A 22,899-nucleotide genomic window follows, 5' to 3' on the forward strand; every position below is an offset into this window, starting at 1 on the left:
GCCCGTGTCCCCCGACCGGCCAACCGTCCCCGAGCAGCCTCCGGTCCCTGACCGGCCTTCCGCCCCCGACCGGCCTCCCGGCCCCGGCTCCCCCGGCCCCGTCCCCGGCTCCCCCGGCCCCGTCCCCGGCTCCCCCGGCCCCGTTCCCGGCTCCTTCGGCCCGCCACCCGTCCCCGCCGCCCTCCGCGACCTCGCCGGGCTGCTGCGCGCCGCCGGGCTCGACCCCACCGCCGAGGAGCTCGCCGACGCGCTGTGGCTGGCCGGGCGGATCGGCCCGCCCGGCCCCGCCGCCCCGGACCGGGACCGGACGGCCCCGCCCCGGCGGCCGCGGACCGCGGGCGATGCACCGCCGCCGGAGGAGGAGCGCGTACGGCCCGGGCCCGAGCCCGAAGACCCGGTCAGGCTCTACGCCTCCCGGGTCCTGGGAACCGTCGCGGAGGAGGGTGCCGAGTTCCCGGCCGGCGCCGGAGTGCCCGTACGGGTACCCGGAGCCGCCGCGCTGCCCCGGATCCTGGAGATCCAGCGGGCCCTGCGCGCCCTCCAGCGGCACCGCCCGCCCGGCCCGCCCACCCGCCTGGTCCTCGACGAGCCGGCCACCGCCGAGGCCAGCGCCCGGGCCCTCGGGCTGGTCATCCCGGTGCTGCGGCCCGAGAGCCGGCGCGAGGCGACCGTACGGCTGGTCATGGACGCCTCGCCGTCGATGGCCGTGTGGCACGACATGTTCGAGGAACTGCGGTCCGTGTGCGAGCGCCTCGGCGCCTTCCGGGACGTACAGGTGCACTACCTGCACCGGCTCGGCGACGGCCGGGCCGCCGTCGGACGCGGACCCGGCCCCGGCACCCGGCTCCGCTCCGGGGACCAGCTGCGGGACCCGACCGGGCGAGCCCTGACCATGGTCGTCTCCGACTGCGCCGGACCGCTCTGGCGCGAGGGCGAGGCCCAGCGGCTGCTGCACCGCTGGGCCGAGTGCACCCCCTGCGTCGTCGTCCAGCCGCTGCCGCAGCGGCTGTGGAGCCGCAGCTGGCTGCCGACCGAGCGGGGCGCCCTCACCCGCGCCGAGGGCAGCGCCGGGAAGCTGCGGTTCCGGCCCGACCGGCCGGCCCGCCACGGGCGGCCCACCGGCGGGCTGACCGTCCCCGTCCTGCCGCCCAGCGCCACCGCGCTCGGCGCCTGGGCCCGTCTCGTCGCCGGACTCGGCACCGGACCGGTCCCCGCCGAGGTGGGCCGGGTGCTCGCCGACCACCCCGCGGCGCCCGTCCCGCCGCCGCGCGCCGTCCGCCCGCCGCGCGAGCTCGTGCGCCGCTTCCGCGCCTCCGCCTCGCCCCGCGCCGTACAGCTCGCCGTGTACCTGTCGGCGGCGCCGCTGACCCTGCCCGTGATGCGGCTGGTGCAGCGCACGATGCTGCCGGACTCCGAACCCTCCGACCTGGCGGAGGTCCTGCTGAGCGGGCTGCTGCGGCGCGGCCGGTCCGCCGGGCAGTGGTACGAGTTCGTGCCCGGCGTCCAGGACGTCCTGCTCGGTCCGCTCGGCCGGGACGAGGCCGCGCTGGTGCTCAAGCACTGCTCGGAGTACGTGCTCGCGCACTTCGGGCGGGGCGTACGGAACTTCCCCGCCCTGGCCGTCTCCCAGCTCACCGGGGCGCCCGTGGTCGAGGAGGGCGGCGAGGAGCGGGTCCCGGCCGGGCGGCTCCCGCAGGCCTTCGCCGAGGTCTCGGCACGCGTCGTACGGCGCTACCTGCCCGGGCCGCCCGCCGGGGACCCGGCCGTCGCCGAGCCCGCACCGCCCCCGCCCGGCCGGGCCTGGGCGGTGCGCACGGCCCGCGACCGGCTCGCCGCACAGGACCGGCAGGGGGGCGACGGCGGGCAGCGCGGACTGTACGAGGCCGTCGCCGTACTGCGCCGGGCCGTGGCCGCACCCGCCGGGCCCGAGGACCCGCCGGGCGAGGCGGAGTGCGAGCTGGCCGGGGTACTGCTGCGGCTGTGGACCGGGCAGCGGGACCCGGAACTGCTCGCGGAGGCCGAGCGGGCGGTGACCGGGATCGGGACGCCGTCGGCCCGGGCCGTGCTCGGCCGGGTGCTGTACGAGCAGGCCCTGGCGGCCGAGCCGGACGCGGAACTGCTGGCCGCGGCGGAACGGGAGTTCGCGGCCGTCGGCGGCGCCGCCGACGGCGACCTGGACCCGCGGCTGCGCCTCGACTGCGTGCTGCGGCGGGCGCAGACCCTGGTCCGCCTCGGCGAGCTCCGCGAGGACACGGGCGCGCTGCACGAGGCACGGTCCGCGCTGGAGGCGGTGACCGGCGGCCCGGCCTCCGACCCGGCGGTGCGGCCGGCCCTCGGCCGGGTCCTGCTGGCCCTGCTGCCCCGCACGCCCGACCCGCAGGAGCGCACCGCCCTGGCCGGGCAGGCCGCCGAGCACCTGGCGGCCGGGCTGGCCGCCGAGCCGTCGGGAGCGGCGGCCGCCCGCGTACGGGTGGAGCTGGCCACGGCCCTGCGGTACCTGCCCGCGCGGCTGGAGGAGGCGGCCGGGCAGCTGGACCTGGCCCTGGCCGAGTCCACCGGCGACGCGGAGCTGCGGCTGGCCGGGCTGGTCTGCCTGGCGCGGGTGCACCGGGCCCGGTACGCGCGGGATGCGGACCCGGCGGCGCTGGAGGACGCGGCCGAGGCGTACGGCAGGGCCCGCCGGCTGATCCCCCGCGACGGGGAGGCCTACGGGGAGCTGCTGCCCGAGTGGGGCGACGTACTCCTGGACCGGGCGCGGGCCGCCGACGGGCGGCGGTTCACCTCGACGGCCGTACGGGTGCTGCGCGACAGCCGGGCGGCGGTCCCGCAGTCCGACCCCCGCTCCGCGCAGCGGCTGATGCGGCTCGCGGCGGGGCTGCGGCTGCGGCACGGCTACGAGGGCGACGTGGTGGACCTGCGGGAGGCGGAGTACCTGCTGGAGCTGGCCGTCCGGCAGAGCCGCAGCCCGCTGGAGCAGGCCGGCGCCTGGCGCGAGCACGGCGACGTCCAGCAGGAGATCCACGCACACACCCGGGCGCTGGACCGGCTCGACCGGGCCGCGGACTCCTACCGCCGGGCGTGGCGGTCCGCGCTGGCCGCCGACCGGGAGGAGCGGCGGGACGTGGCGGTGGAACTGGGGGCGAGGGTGCAGGAGCTGCGGGGGGAGGTGCTCGAGCGCTTGGCGCGGCCCCGGGCGGCGCTGGACGCGTACCGCTCGGCGCTGGAGCTCTGGACCCGGCTCGGTCCGCCGGCCGCGGACCGGCGGGACGCCCTGGGGTCCCGGGTCCGCACCCTGGAGGCGGGGCTGTGACCCCTGGATTTGGGTAGTGGACCATCAGACGTGCGACTCAACAGGGGGACGGGCAGCCCATGGTGACGCGGCAGCAGGAAGCGGAAACGGCGGGCTCCGCCTGTTCCGGGCAGTTACCGGACCTCTCCGGGTTCGACCTGGCCGCACTGCGCGGGATCGACCATCCCGTGCTGGCCCGGGTCATCGAAGGCATGGTGCAGCGGGTCACCCACCCCGCCGAGATCCTCAACGCGTTCGACTCCGGAGTGGCCTGACGCGGCCCCCTCACGCACCGCATTCCCAAGGATACGCAGAGCAGCCACAGTTGACCCGTTTCCGCCGTTAGCCGGTGCCGTCCGCCGGGCAGGGATGCACCGTCCGCGGCGCGGGAGGTACGAACGATGAGGCAGACCGACACGAGCGATGCCGTGCTGCCCTCCCATCGGATCCACGCGCCGTGGCCGTACGCCCGGCTCGACGTGGCCGCGCTGCGCGCCGCAGGCCACCGGCCGCACCCGATACGGCAGTTCGTGCTCAAGACCCGCAGCCGCTGCAACCTCGCCTGCACCTACTGCTACGTGTACGAGATGGCCGACCAGGGCTGGCGCGGCCAGCCGGCCGCGATGTCCCCGGCCACCACCGCCCGCGCCGCCGACCGCATCGCCGAGCACGCCGCCGCCCACGACCTGGCCCGCGTCGACCTCGTCCTGCACGGCGGCGAACCCCTGCTCACCGCCCCCGCCGAACTGGCCGCCCCCGTCGACGCCGTACGTGCCGCCCTCGCCCGGACCTCGCCGCGGACCCGGGTCACCGCCACCGTCCAGACCAACGGCACCCTGCTCACCCGCAGCCGGCTCGCGGCGCTCGCCGCCGCCGGCATACGCATCGGCGTCAGCCTCGACGGCGGTCTGCCCGCGCACAACACGCGCCGCGTGGACCACACCGGGCGCCCCGGGTTCGGCGCCGCCGCCCGGGGCCTGCGCCTCCTGGCCCGGCACCCCGAGAGCTACGCCGGCGTGCTATGCGTCGTCGATCTCGACCAGGACCCGGTGGAGACGTACGAGTCCCTGCTCGCCTTCGCCCCGCCGGTCATCGGGCTGCTGCTGCCGCTGGCCAACTGGAGCACCCCGCCGCCCGGCCACCACCCGCCCGGCACCCCGTACGCCGACTGGCTCCTCGCCGTCTTCGAACGCTGGTGGCACGACGCGGTCCTGCCGACCCGGATCCGGATCTTCGAGGAGATCATCGCCCTGCTGCTCGGACTGCCCGCCGCCACCGAGACCCTCGGCCTCGCCCCCGCCACCACCGCCGTGATCGAGACCGACGGCGCCATCGAACAGGCCGACTCGCTCAAATCCGCCTACGAGGGCGCCGCCGCCACCGGAATGACCCTGGAGCACCACAGCTTCGACGCGTTCCTCGACCACCCCGGGCTCGCCGCTCGCCAGCTCGGCCGGGAGGCGCTCGCCGACGGCTGCCGCTCGTGCGAGCTCGTCGAGGTCTGCGGCGGCGGCCACTACCCGCACCGCTACCGCGCCGGCGAGGGCTTCCGCCGGCCCTCCGTGTACTGCGCCGACCTCCAGGTCGTCATCCGCCACATCGCGGCGGCGCTGCACGCTGCCGCCACCGGGGCCCTGCCCGAGCAGGCCGCGGCCGGGCAGCCGGTCCCCGCAAAGACCGCCCCCGGACAGTCCACCGCCGGGCCGCCGGCCGACGGCCGGGCCGCCGCCCTGCCGGGAGACCGGCAGGCATCCGCCCCGGCTGCCGCAGGCCAGACGCCCCGCCAGGCCGTCCCCAGCCCGCCGGCCGGCGGGCAGGCCGTGGCCCCGCCGGGAGCCCGGCAGGCGTCCGGCCCGGCTGCCGCAGGCCTGGCGCCCCGGCAGTCCGTCCCCAGGCCGCCGGCCGGCGGGCAGGTCGCGGCCCCGCCGGGAGCCCGGCAGGCGTCCGGCCCGGCTGCCGCAGGCCTGGCGCCCCGCCAGGCTGTCTCCAGGCCGCCGGGAGGCGGGCAGGCCGTGGCCCCGCCGGGAGCCCGGCAGACGTCCGGCCCGGCTGCCGCAGGCCTGGCGCCCCGGCAGGCCGTCCCCTGCCCGCCGGCCGGCGGGCAGGCCGTGGCCCCGCCGGGAGCCCGGCAGGCGTCCGGCCCGGCTGCCGCAGGCCTGGCGCCCCGGCAGGCCGTCCCCAGGCCGCCGGCCGGCGGGCAGGCCGTGGCCTCGCCGGGAGACCGGCAGGCATCCGCCCCGGCTGCCGCAGGCCAGACGCCCCGGCACAGCGCCGCCTCAGGCGTCGGCCAGGCGCCCCGGCGTACCGCCGTCCCAGGCGTCGGCCCCCTCGGCCCGTTCACCGCCGGCGAGGCGAACGCGCGGGCAGCCGCCTCATGAGCGCCCCTCTGACCGGATTCACCGTCACCTCGGCCACCCTGAGCGCCCTCGCCTCCACCGAGCCCTCCGTCGGCGGCACCCGCCTGGTCCGCGACATCCGCCGCTCCAAGCGGCTCGTCCTGCTGCGCGGAGTGCTCGACGCCGCCCCCGGCGGGCGGGCAGGGGAGGCCGCCGACCACTGGGCCCTGCTGGAGGAGGCCGAACGGCACGATCCCGACGCCGTCCGCGACGTACTGCACTACCCGGCCACCGGGGTGTGGGCCGAGGAGACCCTGCGCCGGCTTCACGCCCCGTACGGGCCCCCGGCCGACCTCGGCCACCTCGGCGCCCTCGCCGTCGCCGCGGCCCTGCGCTCCGGGATCGCCTTCAAAGCCACCCTGCGGCCCGTCAACGGCCGGCTCGTCCTGCCCACCCTCGGGCTGCTGCGCCCCGCCCGGCCCGGCCCGCTCGCCCTCACCGAGTGCTCCTGGGACCCCGACGACCCCGCCACCCTCGCCCTGCACACCCTGCCCGGCGGCCGCACCGCCCTCGACGACCTCGACCCCTACCGGGCCCCCGGCCCCGCCCACCCGGCGCCCGTGCGCCCCGCCCGCCGGCTCACGCCCAAGGGCCACAAGCGCTGGGACACCCAGTGGTCCGGCGCGCTCACCCTGCTCGACCGGTACGACACCGCCCGCGCCGAGGAGATCGGCCTGCTGCTGCGCTCCGTCGTCCCGCTGGGCGGCGGCTCCCGCTCCAGCGGCGCCACGCTGCCCGCGGCCGCCGGGTCCGTGCTCGCCCGCACCCAGGCCCCGCCCGCGCTCGCCGCGACCCTCGTCCACGAGGTCCAGCACGGCAAGCTCACCGCCCTCGCCGACGTCCTGACCCTGCACACCGCCGACCGCACACCCCGGCACTGGGCCCCCTGGCGCAGCGACCCCCGCCCGCTCGAGGGACTCCTGCACGGCGCGTACGCCCACCTGGCCCTGGCCGGATACTGGCAGCGCGCCGCCCTCTACGGCGCCCGCGGCGCCTGGGCCCAGCACGCCCGGATCCGCGCCCAGGTCGCCGCCGTCCTCCCCGTGCTCCAACGGCATCCGCAACTCACCGCCACCGGCCGGGAGTTCACCGCCGGCATGGCCGCAGCCGAACGCGCCATGGACGACCTGCCGCCGCCGGGGGACCAGCACGCCGTCGCCCGTCGCGCCGTCGACCGGGAACGCCGCGCCTGGTGCGCGCAGCACCCCGAACTCGCCCCGTTCGCACAGGGGTGACGGACCGTCCGCTGCGCTACCGTTTCAACCCCGTCCACCGCCCGGATTCCAGGGAGACGGCCGCATGACCACCGGACTTCGGCAGGACCGAGACCGCGACGGAGCCGCGCAGCCGCAGCGCTTCGTCATCAGCTTCGCGGGGTTCAACCGGCCCTGGGCCGTGTGGATCGCCCACCGCCTCGAGGAGCACGGCCACCGGGTCGCCCTCGCGCGCTGGGACCCGCAGTCCAGCCCCGGCCTCGCCCCCGCCCTCGACGACCTGGCCCGCAGCGGCAGCCGGGTCCTGCTCATCCTCAGCGAGCGCTACTTCTCCGCCGGCACCCACACCGACGAGGAGTGGAACACCGCACTGCGCACCGTCACCGACCACCACCCCGACCGGTTCGCGGCCGTCTGCCTCACGGACGCGCCGCTGCCCAGCGCCGTCGCCGTGCTGGAGAAGACCGACCTGTGGGGGCTGGACGCGTACGAGGCGGAGTACCGGGTGCTGCGCCGGCTCGAACTGCCCACCGACCGGATCGGCGCCGAGACCGGCCGCCGCGGCCCCCGCTTCCCCAACGACCCGCCCGAGATCTGGGGCCGGGTCCCGCGCCGCAACCCGCGCTTCACCGGCCGCAACGACGTCATCGGCCGGCTGCGCGCCGCCCTCGCCGACGCCCCGCCCGGCGCCTCGACCGTCACCCTGCTCGGGCTGTCCGGGGTGGGCAAGACGCAGGTCGCCACCGAGTACGCATACCGCTTCGCCTCCGAGTACGACGTGGTGTGGTGGGTCCCCGCCGAGGACCGGCCCACCCTGCGCGAGCGGCTCGCCGACCTGGCCCCCGCGATGGGCCTGCCGCGCGGCGCCGGCAGCTACGGCGAGCAGATCCGGGCCGTCCTCGAGGCGCTGCGGCGCGGATCCCCGTACAGCCGCTGGCTGGTGGTCTTCGACGGCTGCGACAACCCCGACGACCTCACCGACCTGCTGCCGTCCGGCGCGGGCGACGTCATCATCACCTCCCGCAACCGCGAATGGGCCTCCCGGCACACCAGCCTCCTCGAAGTCCCGCTGTACGCCCGGCCCGAGTCCATCACCTTCATCCGCCGCCGGGCCCGCCGGCTCACCGGCGAGGAGGCCGACCAGCTCGCCGAGGCCCTGGAGGACTACCCCCTCGCCCTCGACCAGACCGCCGGCTGGCTCGCCGACTCACCGCTGACGGTGGGCGACTACCTGGCCCTGCTCCAGCGCAGACTGGACTCCCGGGAGGCCGTCACCGTCTCCGACGACTACCCGCTGCCCTTCCCGACCGCCCTCGCGATACTGCTGAACAACGTCCGGGAGAACTTCCCCGACGCGCTCTCCCTGCTGCGGCTGTTCGTGTTCTTCGCCCCCGGGCCGGTGCCGCTGCGGCTGCTGCGCGAGTTCCCCGCCGACGACGTGCCCGAGCAGCTCGCCGGGCTGATCAACGACCAGATCCGGTGGAACGCCGCTCTCAACAAGCTCGTCCAGTTCTCCGTCGTCCGCCTCGAGTACTCCGACCTGTCCGTGGAGGAGGGCGGCGGGCTGGAGACCGTACAGCTGCACCGCATGGTGCACGGGATCGTCCGCGAGAACCTCTCCGAGGACGAGGCCGAGCCCCTCTCCCGCGCCGTCCGGCAGGTCCTCGCCGCCGCCGACCCGGGCCGCCCGTCCGACTCCCGGCTGTGGCCCCGCTACGCCGAACTGATCCCGCACCTGGAGACCGCCGGCGTGCTGACCAGCAGCAACCCGCGGATCCAGACCTTCCTGCTGCACTGCCTGCGCTACCTGATCCTCGCCGGGGAGTACCGCACCTGCCTGCGGCTCGCCGAGCAGACCGACGCGGTGTGGCGCACGATGCTCGGCGACGACCACGACCAGGTCCGCGAGCTCAGCTACCACTACGGCGGCGCCCTGCGGATGCTCGGGCACTTCAAGCGCGCCGAGACCCTCGCCAAATCGGTCGCCGACCGGCTGCTGGCCGAGCGGGGCGACCGTGACCTGGAGACGCTGCGCGCCACCAGCACGTACGCCGGGGTGCTGCTCAGCACCGCCAAGTTCGACCAGGCCCGCGAACTGCTGGAGCACGCCTTCGCCCGCTACCGCGAGCTGCTCGGCGAGGACGACTCCACCACCCTCAACGCCGAGAACAACGTCGCCGTCGCGCTGAGGCTGCTGGGCCGCTACCAGGAGGCGTACGAAGCCGACCTCGACACCCTGCGGCGGCGCGAGCGGGTACTGCGCGTACGGCACATCGCGACCCTGTCCTCCGGCATCGGCTGCGCCATGGGACTGCGGCTGATGGGCCGCTACCGCGAAGCCCTCGCCCGGCAGGAACAGGGCCTCAAGCTCAACTCCCAGGTCCTCGGCCTCAACCACCCCCAGACCCTGCGCGCCGAGCACAACCTCGGCATGTGCCTGCGCCGCTCCGGGGACATCCCCGGCGCCGGGGCCCGGCTGCGCAGCGTCCTGGAGCGCTCCACGAGGGTGTTCGGCGCGGAGTTCCCGTGGACGCTGATGGTGGCCTCGGACTACGCGACGTACCTGCGGGAGTACGGGGACATCGGCGAGGCCCGCCGGATCTCGGAGGAGGTCGTCCGCGGCTACCAGACGCAGCTGGGGCTGGCCCACCCGTACAGCATCGGCACGGTAGGCAACCTCGGCCTCGTCCTGCGCGCCCAGGGCGAGCGCACCGAGGCCCTCAACCTGGCCGAACAGGCCCTGGTCGGCATGCGCGGCGCGGTCGGGGACCGCCACCCGTGGACCCTGGGCTGCGCCCTCAACGCCACGGGCCACCGCAACATCACGGGCCGCCTGGCGGACGCCCTGGACCTGAGCCGCGAAACGTTGCGCTCCTGCGAACAGATCCTGGGCCCGGACCACCCGATGACCCTGAGCGCCCAGATCGCCCTGGCGGCCGACCTCCGCTCGGTCCGCGAGGACACCGAGGCCCAGAAACACGAGGACGCCGGCCTCAAGGCCCTGACCCGCACCCTGGGCCCCCAACACGTCCACACGGTCTCGGCCCGCCAGCAGAACCGCCCGTACTGGGACTTCGAACCCCAGCCTTAGGCGCCCCCACCGGCGCGGAAGCCGGGGCCCGGCGGCCTGTCGGGCAGGGTCGGCGGGAGGCGGCACCCCATCACCCGGCATCAGGGAGGGTTTGGGGGTTTCCCGTCAGTCCCATAGTCCTTCCGGTGCGGGTCGGCCCGTCAAGGGCGCTCCCTGCGGTCACGTCGCTCCGCGATGGCCTACGGCCACCCTTGACCGACCGTCCCACCCCGGAAAGACAAAGGACTGACGGGAAGCCCCCAAAAGAACGGCACGGGTCAGAGAGCAATGAGCAGGCAGATCAGGGACCGACTGCCCGCTCCCTGAGCTCCCCAGCCAAGGCCCACCACCCAGCCGGGCAGGGGCGAGGACGCGGGCATCAGGCAACCTTCCGCCCGGGGCGGATACGCAGGCATGTTCCGGGTCGGTGGTGGTTCTAACCTGCACCAAACAGCGCTCAGCAGCCCATCGGAGGCAGGAGCGCAGCAGATCGCTACGCGCTCCTCCACGACGGCGGCCGACGGCCGCTCGGGGATGAAAGCTGTCCGGTGGCTCGACCCACCGTGGATCACGCGTCGAAGTCGTACTCAAGGACGTAGGAAGCGGAGTCCAGAGTCATCTCGTTGATCTCAATGGGCCGCCCGCCTTCGGCGAACGCGGTACGGACGATCTGGATCACCGGTGTGCCCATGGCGAGCGAAAGTCGCTCGGCTTCGTCGGCCGAAGGCATCCGGGACCGGATTTCCTCTCGGAAGTGGACGGGGCCATGCCCCAGCTCGGTCAGTCGCGCGTACGTACCGCCGGGTCCCGTGTCGATCTGAGTGACGGCAGAGTCCGCAACGATGTCCGACGGCAGAAACGACGTCGCGAGAAGCACGGGTTTGCCCTCGAGGACGAACCGGCGCCTACGTACCCACACGTGAGCCCCTGTAGGCACGGCAAGGGCGTCGGAGATCCGGTTGTTCGCCTCTTCTTCACGTACTTCGATCTGATCGACGACCAGCTCTCGATCCTCGGAATCGGCGGACCAGATCGAGCGGCCTGAGCCCCACAGCTCGTGCGCCAGTCGCTGGATACCGCGCCGCCGCAGGGGCCTGAACGCGCGGACGAAGACGCCGGCACCTTTCCGCGCTTCCGCGAGGCCTTCGTTCTGCAGTACGCCGAGGGCCTGGCGTGCGGTCATCCGGGCGACCTCGTAGGTGGCCATGAGGTCGTTCTCCCCTGGCAGTCGGTCGCCCGGGCCGTACTCGCCTGCCTGGATGGCGGTCCTCAGCGCATCAGCGATCCGCTGGTACTTCGGCCGGCGGGCGCTGCCCTGGCTGGTCATGAAACCGATCACTCCTTCTCCTCTCTAGACACCCTAGGGCCACCAGTGGGCCGCCGCACGCACCAGACCGTCCACCCCCTTCGGCTGAGATCTCTAGAGATCTCTTGACGGCTGCAGTGCGCACCAGCTGTAGTGGATACATCTCTAGAGAGGAGTGATCTGGATGTCGCAAGATCGTGATGCACCCAGCGCCGACTCGGGGGACGTCGTTTCGGTGAGGGTGGCGGCGGCACATGAGCCCAGCGCGGGTCTACTGGAACGGGCGCTGGCTGGCTGGGAGCGCTTCCTCGACACCTTGCAGGGAACGTCCGATGAGTAGTGAGCAGTACGCATACGTACCCCACCGTCTCCTGCGCCGCCGGGTCCGCGACATCGCCTCCGGTCTCGAGGGCGAGCTGATGGCCGTGGTCCGGGAGGACGTCTCCGACACGCCGGTCCGTGAGCACTGGGTAAAGCTGGCGTACGTCCGGGGACCGTCCGGCCGGGAGATCTCCATGGCCGTGGCCAACATCGAGGCCGTGTAATGGAGGCCGCCGACCTGTTTCCGAGGTTGCCGGTACCTCCGGACTCCTGCGCCGAGTGCGCCGCTCACGTCTTGGCCCGCTTCCAGGCCCAGGTGGATCGTGACCGCTCCCGCGTCAGCGACATGAACGTGCTGATCATGAGGCACCACCCCGAACTCCGGGCCCGCCGCTGAGCGCCCAGCCCTGGCGGGCTGATCGCCGCCAGGGCACCTCAGCCGCGTAGCGATCTGTGGCGGCCTATGCCCAGCCCCAGACGACCGGCGGACGCCGTCGATGAGGAGCGCGTAGCGATTTGACGCGATCAGCGGCTCCCGATGGGCTGCTGGTCGCTGTTTCGTGCAGGCAGAGCCGCCCCCGACCCGGAATGTGCCTGCCGATGGGCCCCGGGCGGAAGCCTGCCCGATGCCTGGGCCTCGACCCTGCCCGGCCGGGGTGGTGGGCCTCGGCCGGGCCCGGGAACACGGCAGTCCCTCCCTGATCTCCCCGCTCATTGCACTCTGACCCGTGCCGTTCTTTTGGGGGCTTCCCGGCAGTCTTCGTATGTCCGGGCCGGGACGGTCTGTCCAGGGTGGCCGAAGGCCATCGCGTAGCGACGCGACCGCAGGGAGCGCCCTTGACAGGGCGGCTCGGCCCGGAGAGACGATGAGACTGACGGGAAACCCCCAAACCCTCTCTGATTCCGGGTGATTGGGTGCCGCACCCCCGAAGCCACCGCCCCTCGCCGGCCGACTCGGCTCAGCGGAATGCCGCTGCTCGCGGCCCCGTCCGGGCGATCCACTGCTCCGCCCCACCTCGCCGTCGATGGGGGCGGGTGGGCAGCCACCGTCAGGCGGTGGTGGGGTGAAGGCCCCGAGCAAAGCAAAGCCCGGCGGACAGCCGGAAGCCGGACACCCGACACCCGACACCCGGACACCCGACACCCGGACACCCGACACCCGGACACCCGACACCCGGACACCCGACAACCCGACAGCCGGAAGGCCCGGCACCCCCCAGGGGTGCCGGGCCTTCCGTCGGTACGGCGAGGCTTACGCCTCGAAGACCTCGTTCAGCAGGAGCTGCTGCTCCGCCTGGTGGCGCTTCGCCGAGCCCACCGCGGGGGAGGAGCCGTGCGGGCGCGAGATGCGCCGCAGGCGCTCGCCCGCCGGGACGTCCGCGCCGACCGCCAGGTCGAGGTGGTCGATCAGGTTCAGCGCGATGAACGGCCACGCACCCTGGTTCGCCGGCTCCTCCTGCGCCCAGATGTACTTCGCGGCGTTCGGGAACTTGGCGATCTCCGCCTGGAGTTCCGCGCCCGCCAGCGGGTACAGCCGCTCGATGCGGATGATCGCGGTGTCCGTGATGCCGCGCTTCTCGCGCTCGGCCTCCAGGTCGTAGTAGACCTTGCCGGCGCAGAAGACGACCTTGCGGACCGCGTTCGCGTCCACCGTGGTGTCACCGATGACCGGACGGAACGAACCGGTGGTGAACTCCTCCGCCTTCGACGCCGCCGCCTTCAGACGCAGCATCGACTTCGGGGTGAAGACGATGAGCGGCTTGTGGTGCGGGTTGTGGACCTGCCAGCGCAGCAGGTGGAAGTAGTTCGACGGCAGGGTCGGCATCGCGACCGTCATGTTGTCCTGCGCGCACATCTGGAGGAAGCGCTCGGGACGCGCGGACGAGTGGTCCGGGCCCTGGCCCTCGTAGCCGTGCGGCAGGAGCAGCGTGACACCGCTGGTCTGGCCCCACTTCTGCTCCGCGGAGGAGATGAACTCGTCGACGACGGTCTGCGCGCCGTTGACGAAGTCACCGAACTGGGCCTCCCAGAGGACCAGCGCGTCCGGGCGGGCCAGCGAGTAGCCGTACTCGAAGCCCATGGCCGCGTACTCGGAGAGCAGCGAGTCGTAGACGTTGAAGCGGGCCTGGTCGTCCGACAGGTACTGCAGCGGGGTGTAGTCCTCGCCGGTCTCCCGGTCGATCAGCACCGCGTGGCGCTGGCCGAACGTGCCGCGGCGGGAGTCCTGGCCGGACAGCCGGACCGGGGTGCCCTCCATCAGCAGCGAGCCGAAGGCGAGGGTCTCGCCCATGCCCCAGTCGATGGTGCCCTCGTCGATCATCGCCGCGCGGCGCTGCAGCTGCGGCTGCAGACGCGGGTGCACGGTGACGTGGTCCGGGACGTTGACCTGGGACTCGGCGATGCGCTTGACGACGTCCTGCGAGATCGCGGTGGTCACCGGTACCGGGAAGTCGGCCTGCGAGGGGGCGACCGGCGGGGCGATCGCGGGCTGCGTGGCGGCCTCGCGGACCTCCGCGAAGACCTTCTCCAGCTGGCCCTGGAAGTCCTGGAGCGCCTGCTCCGCCTCTTCCAGGGTGATGTCGCCGCGACCGATGAGGGACTCGGTGTACAGCTTGCGCACCGAGCGCTTCTTGTCGATCAGGTCGTACATCAGCGGCTGCGTGAACGCCGGGTTGTCCGACTCGTTGTGACCGCGGCGGCGGTAGCAGATGAGGTCGATGACGACGTCCTTGTTGAACGCCTGGCGGAACTCGAAGGCGAGCCGCGCGATGCGGACCACGGCCTCCGGGTCGTCACCGTTCACGTGGAAGATCGGCGCCTCGATCATGCGGGCCACGTCGGTCGCGTACATCGAGGAACGCGAGGACTCCGGGGCGGCGGTGAAGCCGACCTGGTTGTTGATGACGACGTGGACGGTGCCGCCGGTGCGGTAGCCGCGCAGCTGCGACATGTTCAGCGTCTCGGCGACGACGCCCTGGCCGGCGAAGGCCGCGTCACCGTGCAGGGCGACGGGCAGGACGGTGAAGTCCGTGCCGCCCTTGTTGATGACGTCCTGCTTGGCGCGGACGACGCCCTCCAGGACCGGGTCCACCGCCTCCAGGTGCGAGGGGTTGGCGACGAGCGAGACCTTGATCTGCTCCCCGTCCAGGCCCGTGAAGGTGCCCTCGGCGCCCAGGTGGTACTTGACGTCGCCGGAGCCGTGCATGGACTTCGGGTCGAGGTTGCCCTCGAACTCGCGGAAGATCTGCGCGTACGACTTGCCGACGATGTTCGCGAGGACGTTCAGGCGGCCGCGGTGGGCCATGCCGATCGCGACCTCGTCGAGGCGGGCCTCGGCGGCCGAGTCGATGACCGCGTCGAGCAGCGGGATGACGGACTCGCCGCCCTCCAGGGAGAAGCGCTTCTGGCCGACGTACTTCGTCTGCAGGAAGGTCTCGAACGCCTCCGCCGCGTTCAGGCGGCGCAGGATGCGCAGCTGCTCCTCGCGCTCCGGCTTGGAGTGCGGGCGCTCGATGCGGTCCTGGATCCAGCGGCGCTGCTTCGGGTCCTGGATGTGCATGAACTCGACGCCGGTGGTGCGGCAGTACGAGTCGCGCAGCACGCCGAGGATGTCGCGGAGCTTCATCATCGACTTGCCGGAGAAGCCGCCGACCGCGAACTCGCGCTCCAGGTCCCACAGGGTGAGGCCGTGCTCGGTGATGTCGAGGTCGGGGTGCTTGCGCTGCTTGTACTCCAGCGGGTCGGTGTCGGCCATGACGTGGCCGCGGACCCGGTAGGAGTGGATCAGCTCGAAGACGCGGGCGGCCTTCGTGACGTCGTCGTCGTGCGAGGCGTCGATGTCCCGGAGCCAGCGGACCGGCTCGTACGGGATGCGCAGGGCCTCGAAGACGTCGTCGTAGAAGCCGCTCTCGCCGAGCAGCATGTTCGCGACGATGCGCAGGAACTCGCCGGAGGCCGCGCCCTGGATGACCCGGTGGTCGTAGGTCGAGGTCAGGGTCATGACCTTGGAGATGCCCAGCTTGTTCAGGGTGTCCTGCGAGGTGCCCTGGAACTCGGCGGGGTAGTCCATGGAGCCGACGCCCATGATGACCGACTGTCCGGGCATCAGGCGGGGCACGGAGTGGACGGTGCCCAGGCCGCCGGGGTTGGTCAGCGAGACGGTGACGCCGGTGAAGTCGTCCATCGTCAGCTTGCCGACGCGGGCGCGGCGGACGATGTCCTCGTACGCCTGCCAGAACTCGAAGAAGTTGAGGGTCTCGGCCTTCTTGATGCCGGCGACGACGAGCTGGCGGTCGCCGTTCGGCTTCACCAGGTCGATCGCGAGGCCGAAGTTCACGTGCTCCGGCTTGACCAGGGTGGGCTTGCCGTCCTTCTCCGCGAAGGAGTAGTTCATCGACGGCATGGCCTTGATGGCCTGCACCATCGCGTAGCCGATGAGGTGGGTGAAGGAGATCTTCCCGCCCCGGGCGCGCTTCAGGTGGTTGTTGATGACGATGCGGTTGTCGAACAGCAGCTTCACCGGGACGGCGCGGACGGACGTGGCCGTCGGGACGTCGAGGGAGGCGTTCATGTTCTTGGCGACCGCGGCGGCCGGGCCGCGGAGCGTCACCAGCTCGGGGCCCGCAGGGGCCCCGGTGGTGGGCGCGGCAGCGGGCGCGGGCTTCTGGGCGGCGACGGGGGCGGCGGCCGGAGCCGGAGCCGGAGCCGGGGCCTGAGGGGCGGCGGCGGCCGGTGCGGCGGCCTGGGCCTGGGAGGTGACAGTCACAGCAGGGGCACCAGAGGGGGTGGCAGGAGCAGGGGCAGGAGCTGACACAGGCGTGGGCGCGGCGGCAAGAGAGGGCGCGGCGGCGCTCGCCGCCCCCGTGGCGGCGGCGTCGGAGACCTGTGGGGCGACGGCAGGGGCGGCCTGTGCGGAGGCGCCGTCCGTCGTCGGGGACTTCTTGGGCTCGTCCGGCTTCACCGGAGACGCAGTGCCCCCCGGCTTGTAGTCGGCGAAGAAGTCCCACCAGGCCCGATCGACCGAATTCGGGTCCTGGAGGTACTGCTGATAGATCTCGTCGACGAGCCACTCATTGGCGCCGAAGCCTGAGGCAGGGGTCTTCCCGCCCTCTGCTGCTTCGGTCGTGGTGCTCGAGTTACTGGGGGACTGTGGCGACACGGCGGCAACCGCCCTCTTCCGCTTCACAAGGTATGGACAGCGGGAATAAAGGCTACGCCTCCCTGGCCGCTGGATGCAGACCGGGCGGGACTTACGTCATGTAGGTCACACCGAACGGCGGGTTTCGCCGCTCTGAATGGCGGGAAACCAGCCTGGTTCGGGTAGGGGGCACCGTGGTTGCGGCCCCCATGGCTTCGCACCCCTGACGGACCCCGGGCACGTGTGGCCGAGATCATGTCCTACGCACTCGAACCCTACGTCAATGTGACGCCTGGGAGCTGCCCGGAAGCGTGACGAGGATCCGGCAGCCGCGTGACGATTCGGCCACCCCGATATGCCCTCCGTGCAGGCCGACGGCCCAGCGGGCGATGGCCAGGCCCAGCCCGGTACCGCCGTCGCCACCGTTCGCGCTGCCCCGGTTGAACCGCTCGAAGACCCGGTGCCGCTCCGCCTCCGGGATGCCGGGGCCTTCGTCCCGTACCTCCAGCGCGAGGCTGCCGGGTGCGTCTCCGACCCGGGCACGGACGGTGACCCTGCCGTGCGGCGGGCTGTGCTTGACCGCGTTGTCGATCAGGTTCGCCACCACCTGGTGCAGGCGCTCGGCGTCCGCGTACGCCGTGAGCTCGGGCGGGAACACGTCCAGATGCAGGTGCACGTCGTTGCGGGTGTGCCCGCCGGAGCCGGAGAGCAGGCCCGGCCGGCCGGCGGCCGCGAGGCCCGATTCCTTCAGGACCCCCGACAGGTACGGCCACACCTCGAAGCGGCGGGCCTTCAGCGGGACCACCCCGTTGTCCACCCGGGACAGGTCCAGCAGGGTCTCCACGAGCCGGCCGAGGCGTTCGGTCTGCTTCAGCATCGTCCGCATGGTCTCCGGGTCGGCCTCGGAGACCCCGTCCACCACGTTCTCCAGCACCGCCCGCAGCGCCGCGATCGGCGTGCGCAGCTCGTGCGAGACGTTGGCGACCAGCTCCTTGCGGTGCCGGTCCACGGCTTCCAGGTCGTCGGCCATCAGGTTGATCGTGGAGGCCAGGTCGCCCAGCTCGTCGCGGCGCCCGGCCCCGCGCACCCGGCGCGTGTAGTCCCCGTGGGAGATCGCCCGGGCCACCCGGGTCATGTCGTCCAGCGGCGCCGTCAGGCTGTGCGCCACGAACTGGGTGATCAGCATCGAGGCGATCACCGAGAACACCGTGATGAACCGCAGCTCGGTGTCCGTGCGCAGCGCCACCATCAGCAGCCCCGTCGTGATGAAGACCGAGACCACGACGAGCGTGCCCAGCTTGGTCTTGATCGAGAACGGGGAGAACGGCCTCAGCCCCCCGGTGCGGGCACCGGCTCCACCGGAGCGGCCGGCGCCGTGCCCCCGGCCGGGGCGTCCGCCGCTCATGCCTGGGCCGGGGTCTCCAGGGCGTACCCGACGCCGTGGACCGTACGGATCCGCTCCGCCCCGATCTTGCGGCGCAGGGCCTTGATGTGGCTGTCGACCGTACGGGTCCCGGACGCGTCGGCCCAGTCCCACACCTCCGCGAGCAGCTGCTCCCGGGAGAGCACCGCCCGCGGGGTGCCGGCCAGGCACACCAGCAGGTCGAACTCGGTCGGCGTCAGGTGTACGTCCTCGGCCTGAACCCGGACCCGGCGCTGCGCGTGGTCGATCTCCAGATCTCCCAGGCGCAGCGTGGCCCCGCGCGGGGCGGTGGCGGCCAGGGTGGCCCGCTCCACGCGGCGCAGCAGGACGTGGACCCGCGCCGCGAGCTCGCGCATCGAGAACGGCTTCGTCATGTAGTCGTCCGCGCCGACCCCGAGCCCGACCAGCATGTCGGTCTCGTCGTCGCGCGCGGTGAGCATCAGCACCGGCACCGGCCGCTGCGCCTGGACCCGGCGGCAGACCTCGAGGCCGTCGAAGCCGGGCAGCATCACGTCGAGGACCAGCAGCTCGGGCTGCCAGCTCTCGGCCGCGGCGACGGCGGCCGGGCCGTCGAAGGCGGCCTGCACCTGGAAGCCCTCGGCGCGCAGCCGGGCAGCGATGGCGTCGGCGATCGTGCGGTCGTCCTCGACCACGAGCACGCGCCGCTGAGCGCCGGGGGTGGCCGCGGCGCCGCTGTGGGTGGTGTGTGTCTGTTCCATTTCCCGCCCCTGAAGATCCGCGTGGTAGGGGTGCAGCGTAGAGGAGCCACCGGCCTGCGGCTATGCGGGGTTCAGACAGGGAAAACAGCGGAGGCAACGGTTCCGATTATGGCGGGAATGGGGATATGGGCGGTGATGCCGGGTGGCCGTCCCCCCACGGCACGGCCACCCGGTGCGCGGTGATCGTCGGCCACCGCGCGCTTTTGTCGACCCCCTACAGGGCCAGCCCGTGTCCGTGCTCGAACACGGGGTCGAGGGTGTCGTTCGGCACATCGGGCCGCGAGGCCTCCACGGCCGCCATCGACCGCGGCAGCTCGAAGGGGAGCCGCCCCTCGGGCACGGCCCGGCCGAACGCCACGTCCAGCAGCGCGGCGTCCTCGGCGCCGTAGTCCGCGATCAGCGCCGCCGCCCGCTCGGCGATCTCCGGGATGACCGCCGCCCGCTCCAGGTTGATGCAGACCAGCGTCGGGACGGCGTCCAGGAGCGCCAGGATCCGGGACAGCTCCGGCTCCGCGAAGGCCAGCGAGCCCGAGTGGAAGTACGACTCGAAGATGTTCTCCCGCGGCTCGTACGGGGTGCGCAGCCGCAGTACGGCCAGGTCCGCCGCCCCCGGGTCGGAGACCACCTCGCCGTACCCCGCCGCGACCGCCTCGTCCACGCCCTGCACGTACAGCTTCGGGCGCCCGGGGGCCGGCAGCAGCCCGCCGCGGTTGGTCAGCACCGTGAGCGAGCGGCGCTGGGCCGCCGCCCCCGCCGCCGCGAAATCGGCCCGGCCCACCGTCTGCGCCGCCACGTCCGGGTCCACGTACGGGTTCTCGAACAGGCCCAGCACGAACTTCTCCCGCAGCAGCCGGGCCACCGACGCGTCGATCCGGGACTCCGGGATCCGGCCCGAGCGGACCAGATCCACGATCACCTCCGGACACTGTTCCCCGCCGAACTGGTCGGCCCCGGCGTCCAGCGCCCGGGCCGCCCGCTCGGCGACCGTCAGGTGCTCCAGGCCCCAGGCCCGCGCCGGGTGGACCTCGCCGAAGATCGCCGCGTCGTTGAGCAGCCCCCAGTCGGTGCAGACGATCCCCTCGAAACCGAGCTCCTCGCGGAGCAGGCCCGTGACCACGCCCTTGTTGAAGCCGAAGCCGACCTCCTCCCAGTCCGTCCCGATCGGCTGGCCGTAGTACGGCATCATCTGCGCGCAGCCCGCCGCGACGGCCGCCCGGAACGGCTCCAGGTGGTGCTCGCGCATCCCGCCCGGGTAGACCTGCTCCTTGCCGTGCGCGAAGTGGGGGTCTTCGCCGTCCTTCTGCGGGCCGCCGCCGGGGAAGTGCTTGACCATCGCCGAGACGGACCCGGGGCCGAGCTCCGGGCCCTGGAGCCCGCGGATGTACGCCCGCACCAACTCGCCCGTCAGCCGTGCGTCCGAGCCGAACGTGCCCGTCTGGCGGGCCCAGCGCGGCTCGCTCGCCAGGTCGATCTGCGGGTGCAGGGCGACCCGGAAGCCGACGGCGAGGTACTCGCGGCGGACGGTGTCCGCGAAGCGGAAGACCAGCTCCGGGTCGCCGATCGCGGCCAGGCCCAGCGCCTCCGGCCAGGCGGAGAAGGCGCCGGCGTTGAAGGAGGCGCCGACGTTGTCGGTGAAGGCGTGCCGCGGGTCGGTAGAGACCGTGACCGGGATGCCGAGCCGGGTGGCCGCGGCCATCTCCTGCACCGCGTTCTGCCACTGCGCCATCTCGCGGGCGCCGTACGTGCCGAGCAGGTTGAAGTGGCTGAGGAAGCGGTCCCCGACCAGCTCGGGCGTGGTGAACGGAAGCATCGAGCCGTCGGTCTCGGTGACCGGGGTGCCGTCCGGATTCATCATCAGCATGGAGTGGAAGAGCTGGCCGGCCTTCTCCTCCAGCGTCATCCGGGAGAGCAGGTCCGCCACGCGCACGTCCACCGGGAGAGCGGCGTCCTTGTACGGGGGGATGGCGTCGGGCGTGGCGTTCATCGGCGTACGGCTCCTGGGTGCGGTCCGGCGGAGGGTGCTCACCGTAAACGCGAAAACCATGTACCCACTAGGTTTTGGAAAAGTGACCTGAATCACGCCCTCGCGAGGCCGGAAACGACACGACCTAGGGTGGGTCGCATGGCACAGGACAAGGAGCGGACCGCCCCGAAGGCCACCGGCCGGGGGACCTACGCGGTGGGCGACGCCCGCCGCGCGAAGATCCTCGACACCGCGGTGGAGCACTTCGCGCAATGGGGCTTCCACGCCTCCTCGCTCGCCCGCATCGCCAACGACTGCGGGATCACCCAGGGCGGGCTGCTGCACCACTTCCGCAGCAAGGAGGACCTGCTCCTGGCGGTGCTGGCGCAGAGCGAGCAGCGCGACGTGGAGCGCCTGTTCAGCGGGCCGGAGGAGTCCGTGGCCGCGTACTACGCCACCGTCGTCGCCCTGGCCGCGGACAACGCCCGCCGGCCCGGACTCGTACGGATGTACAACACGCTGGTCGGCGAGTCCGGCAACCCCGGCCACCCCGCGCACGAGTACTTCACGCAGCGCTACGCCCGGGTGCTCGCCCACAACGTCCGGCTGCTGGAGGCGGGTGTCGCCCGGGGTGAGCTCCGGCCCGGCACCGACTGCGAGGCCGTCGCCCGCGAGACCCTCGCCGTCATGGACGGCCTGCAGATCCAGTGGGTCCTGGCCCCCGAGGCCGTGGACATGCCGACCCGGCTGCACGGATACCTCGACCGGCAGCTGCGCGGGATCTCGACGTCGGGAACGGGCCTGCCGGACACCCCCTAGGGCTGCTCCGGTTGCCCCGGCTGCTGCGTCATCAGGTGTGCTGGTGCGCGCGTGCGCCGGGCGGCACCTGCGGTGCGGGCGGCACTTGCGGTGCCGGCGGGTCGTCGGGGATCGGCCGTAGCGGAGGACAACCCTCGCCGTGTCCCTTGCGGCAGTCCTGCCCGTGAGGGTCATGACCGGCGGGGCAGGTGAAATCCGGAGCAGCCGCCACCGCGGCCCTGGCCGGAAGCGGTGAGGCCTGGGCGGTGAATCCCCCCACGACGAGAACCTGGGACAACGCAGCCGCGGCGAGGACGGGGAGCGTGCGCGCGACCACGTTCGAACGTCTGCGATACATGGGCCGCCACCTTTCTCGCGGGGCGTCCCGGCAGACCTCTGTTGCCGTAGTCGCTCTTCCTTCAGTCAATGCCGTGACCTGGGGAAAGTCAAAGCAGCCCGCCCGGGCCGGACCACCCCGGGCGACCACCCCGGGCCGGACTACCCCGCCTCGAACGGGGGCAGCCCGTCCAGCACGCCCTGCAGGCCCGGCGTCAGCGACCCCTGCTCGGCGGCCACCTCGTAACCGCCGTGCACGAAGGCGTAGTAGAACCCGTCGAAGATCGTCGCCCCGCCCTTCGGGACCCGGGGCAGGTGCGCGAAGTCCGCCTGCCGGAGCGCGGCGCGCAGCTTCTCCACCCCGTCCGCCGACAGCTTCCCGGTGCCGGCCGGGTGCGCCTGCCCGTCCAGCCGGGTCCACGAGCCGTCGCCCTTGACCAGCAGAGTGCTCGTCCTCCCGGCGAGCCCCCCGGTCCGCGTGACCGTGACCAGGCGCTCCAGCGCCGAGGAGGGCGCCGGGGGGACGGGCGCGGACGAGGCCGTCGGCGTACTCGTCGGCTGCCCCGGCGGCTCGGCGGTCGCGCTCGAACCGGGTCCGGGAGACGGCTGCGCAGAAGCGGACGCACCATTGCCGCTGCTCCCGCCGCCGGCCGGGGCACCCGTGGTCGGCTTGTCGGCCGACCCGCCACCCCCCGAACCGCATCCGCTCAGGACCACCGCACCCAGCAGCACCGCCGCCACCGCTCGTAACGCGCGCACACCCCACCCCCGCAGGTTTCCGGACCGACCCCGAGTATGGAGTCGGCACCCCCCGTACCGAAAGCACCAGGAGGACGACATCCGCCGCATCGCCGCCTGGCGCTGGCTGCCGCCGCTGCTCGCCGTCCTCCTCGGCCTCTGGGGCCTGGAGCGCGCCGGCGCGGGCGG

General features: G+C 73.5%; 12 protein-coding genes and 1 pseudogene. 7 read left to right on the top strand and 6 right to left on the bottom strand.

Translation table 11 applies throughout. The annotated features are described in order from the left end of the window. Positions 1 to 4 precede the first annotated feature (4 nt). From ACZ5WG_RS02330 to fxsT, 5 genes and pseudogenes are all read left to right on the top strand, one after another. Positions 5 to 3,310 carry an SAV_2336 N-terminal domain-related protein gene (locus ACZ5WG_RS02330; protein WP_468719994.1) on the top strand — a complete coding sequence of 1,102 codons (3,306 nt, stop codon included), beginning with the start codon at positions 5 to 7 and terminating at the stop codon, positions 3,308 to 3,310. A 59-nt stretch (positions 3,311 to 3,369) separates the two neighbouring features. Then, positions 3,370 to 3,564 (top strand): FxSxx-COOH cyclophane-containing RiPP peptide, encoded by a 195-nt coding sequence (gene fxsA, locus ACZ5WG_RS02335; RefSeq protein WP_362634845.1) that lies wholly within the window; start codon positions 3,370 to 3,372, stop codon positions 3,562 to 3,564. A 126-nt stretch (positions 3,565 to 3,690) separates the two neighbouring features. After that, positions 3,691 to 4,944, top strand: a pseudogene (locus ACZ5WG_RS02340) (FxsB family cyclophane-forming radical SAM/SPASM peptide maturase); the annotation flags it as partial. Positions 4,945 to 5,663: 719 nt separating this feature from the next. Then, positions 5,664 to 6,920 (top strand): HEXXH motif domain-containing protein, encoded by a 1,257-nt coding sequence (locus ACZ5WG_RS02345; protein WP_468719995.1) that lies wholly within the window; start codon positions 5,664 to 5,666, stop codon positions 6,918 to 6,920. 64 nt (positions 6,921 to 6,984) lie between these two features. Continuing rightward, positions 6,985 to 9,990, top strand: coding sequence for an FxSxx-COOH system tetratricopeptide repeat protein (gene fxsT, locus ACZ5WG_RS02350; RefSeq protein ID WP_468719997.1), 3,006 nt, complete (start codon positions 6,985 to 6,987; stop codon positions 9,988 to 9,990). Between the two features lie 547 nt (positions 9,991 to 10,537). Here fxsT and ACZ5WG_RS02355 read toward each other — a convergent pair. Beyond that, a complete protein-coding gene (locus tag ACZ5WG_RS02355) occupies positions 10,538 to 11,296 on the bottom strand; it encodes a GntR family transcriptional regulator (RefSeq protein WP_468719998.1) in 759 nt (252 codons plus the stop codon). Positions 11,297 to 11,607: 311 nt separating this feature from the next. On the opposite strand from ACZ5WG_RS02355, the gene ACZ5WG_RS02360 reads away from it, so the two are divergent. Further along, a complete protein-coding gene (locus ACZ5WG_RS02360) occupies positions 11,608 to 11,820 on the top strand; it encodes a hypothetical protein (protein ID WP_468720000.1) in 213 nt (70 codons plus the stop codon). Positions 11,821 to 12,848: 1,028 nt separating this feature from the next. Here ACZ5WG_RS02360 and ACZ5WG_RS02365 read toward each other — a convergent pair. From ACZ5WG_RS02365 to ACZ5WG_RS02380, 4 genes are all read right to left on the bottom strand, one after another. Beyond that, complete coding sequence (locus tag ACZ5WG_RS02365; RefSeq protein ID WP_468720001.1) at positions 12,849 to 16,754, bottom strand: multifunctional oxoglutarate decarboxylase/oxoglutarate dehydrogenase thiamine pyrophosphate-binding subunit/dihydrolipoyllysine-residue succinyltransferase subunit; 3,906 nt, start codon at positions 16,752 to 16,754, stop codon at positions 12,849 to 12,851. 259 nt (positions 16,755 to 17,013) lie between these two features. Further along, on the bottom strand, positions 17,014 to 18,138 hold the full coding sequence (locus ACZ5WG_RS02370; protein WP_468720003.1) for a HAMP domain-containing sensor histidine kinase: 1,125 nt from the start codon (positions 18,136 to 18,138) through the stop codon (positions 17,014 to 17,016). Further along, complete coding sequence (locus tag ACZ5WG_RS02375) at positions 18,135 to 18,875, bottom strand: response regulator transcription factor (protein ID WP_030303523.1); 741 nt, start codon at positions 18,873 to 18,875, stop codon at positions 18,135 to 18,137. Before ACZ5WG_RS02375 ends, ACZ5WG_RS02370 begins: the two co-directional genes overlap by 4 nt. Before the next feature lie 214 nt (positions 18,876 to 19,089). Then, complete coding sequence (locus tag ACZ5WG_RS02380) at positions 19,090 to 20,859, bottom strand: glycoside hydrolase family 3 protein (protein WP_468720005.1); 1,770 nt, start codon at positions 20,857 to 20,859, stop codon at positions 19,090 to 19,092. 138 nt (positions 20,860 to 20,997) lie between these two features. Here ACZ5WG_RS02380 and ACZ5WG_RS02385 point away from each other — a divergent pair, with 138 nt between their 5' ends. Further along, a complete protein-coding gene (locus ACZ5WG_RS02385) occupies positions 20,998 to 21,657 on the top strand; it encodes a TetR/AcrR family transcriptional regulator (RefSeq protein ID WP_468720007.1) in 660 nt (219 codons plus the stop codon). Between the two features lie 477 nt (positions 21,658 to 22,134). Here the strand turns inward: ACZ5WG_RS02385 and ACZ5WG_RS02390 are convergent, their stop codons facing one another. Next, complete coding sequence (locus ACZ5WG_RS02390) at positions 22,135 to 22,731, bottom strand: hypothetical protein (RefSeq protein WP_468720009.1); 597 nt, start codon at positions 22,729 to 22,731, stop codon at positions 22,135 to 22,137. Between the last annotated feature and the right edge of the window lie 168 nt (positions 22,732 to 22,899).

It is taken from the genome of Streptomyces sp. NPDC032745 (genome assembly GCF_055579465.1).

Coding starts and splice junctions, on each gene's coding strand:
- fxsA (WP_362634845.1), top strand. CDS start 3,370: ATGGTGACGCGGCAGCAGGAAGCGGAAACGGCGGGCTCCGCCTGTTCC.
- ACZ5WG_RS02345 (WP_468719995.1), top strand. CDS start 5,664: ATGAGCGCCCCTCTGACCGGATTCACCGTCACCTCGGCCACCCTGAGC.
- fxsT (WP_468719997.1), top strand. CDS start 6,985: ATGACCACCGGACTTCGGCAGGACCGAGACCGCGACGGAGCCGCGCAG.
- ACZ5WG_RS02355 (WP_468719998.1), bottom strand. CDS start 11,296: ATGACCAGCCAGGGCAGCGCCCGCCGGCCGAAGTACCAGCGGATCGCT.
- ACZ5WG_RS02360 (WP_468720000.1), top strand. CDS start 11,608: ATGAGTAGTGAGCAGTACGCATACGTACCCCACCGTCTCCTGCGCCGC.
- ACZ5WG_RS02370 (WP_468720003.1), bottom strand. CDS start 18,138: ATGAGCGGCGGACGCCCCGGCCGGGGGCACGGCGCCGGCCGCTCCGGT.
- ACZ5WG_RS02375 (WP_030303523.1), bottom strand. CDS start 18,875: ATGGAACAGACACACACCACCCACAGCGGCGCCGCGGCCACCCCCGGC.
- ACZ5WG_RS02380 (WP_468720005.1), bottom strand. CDS start 20,859: ATGAACGCCACGCCCGACGCCATCCCCCCGTACAAGGACGCCGCTCTC.
- ACZ5WG_RS02385 (WP_468720007.1), top strand. CDS start 20,998: ATGGCACAGGACAAGGAGCGGACCGCCCCGAAGGCCACCGGCCGGGGG.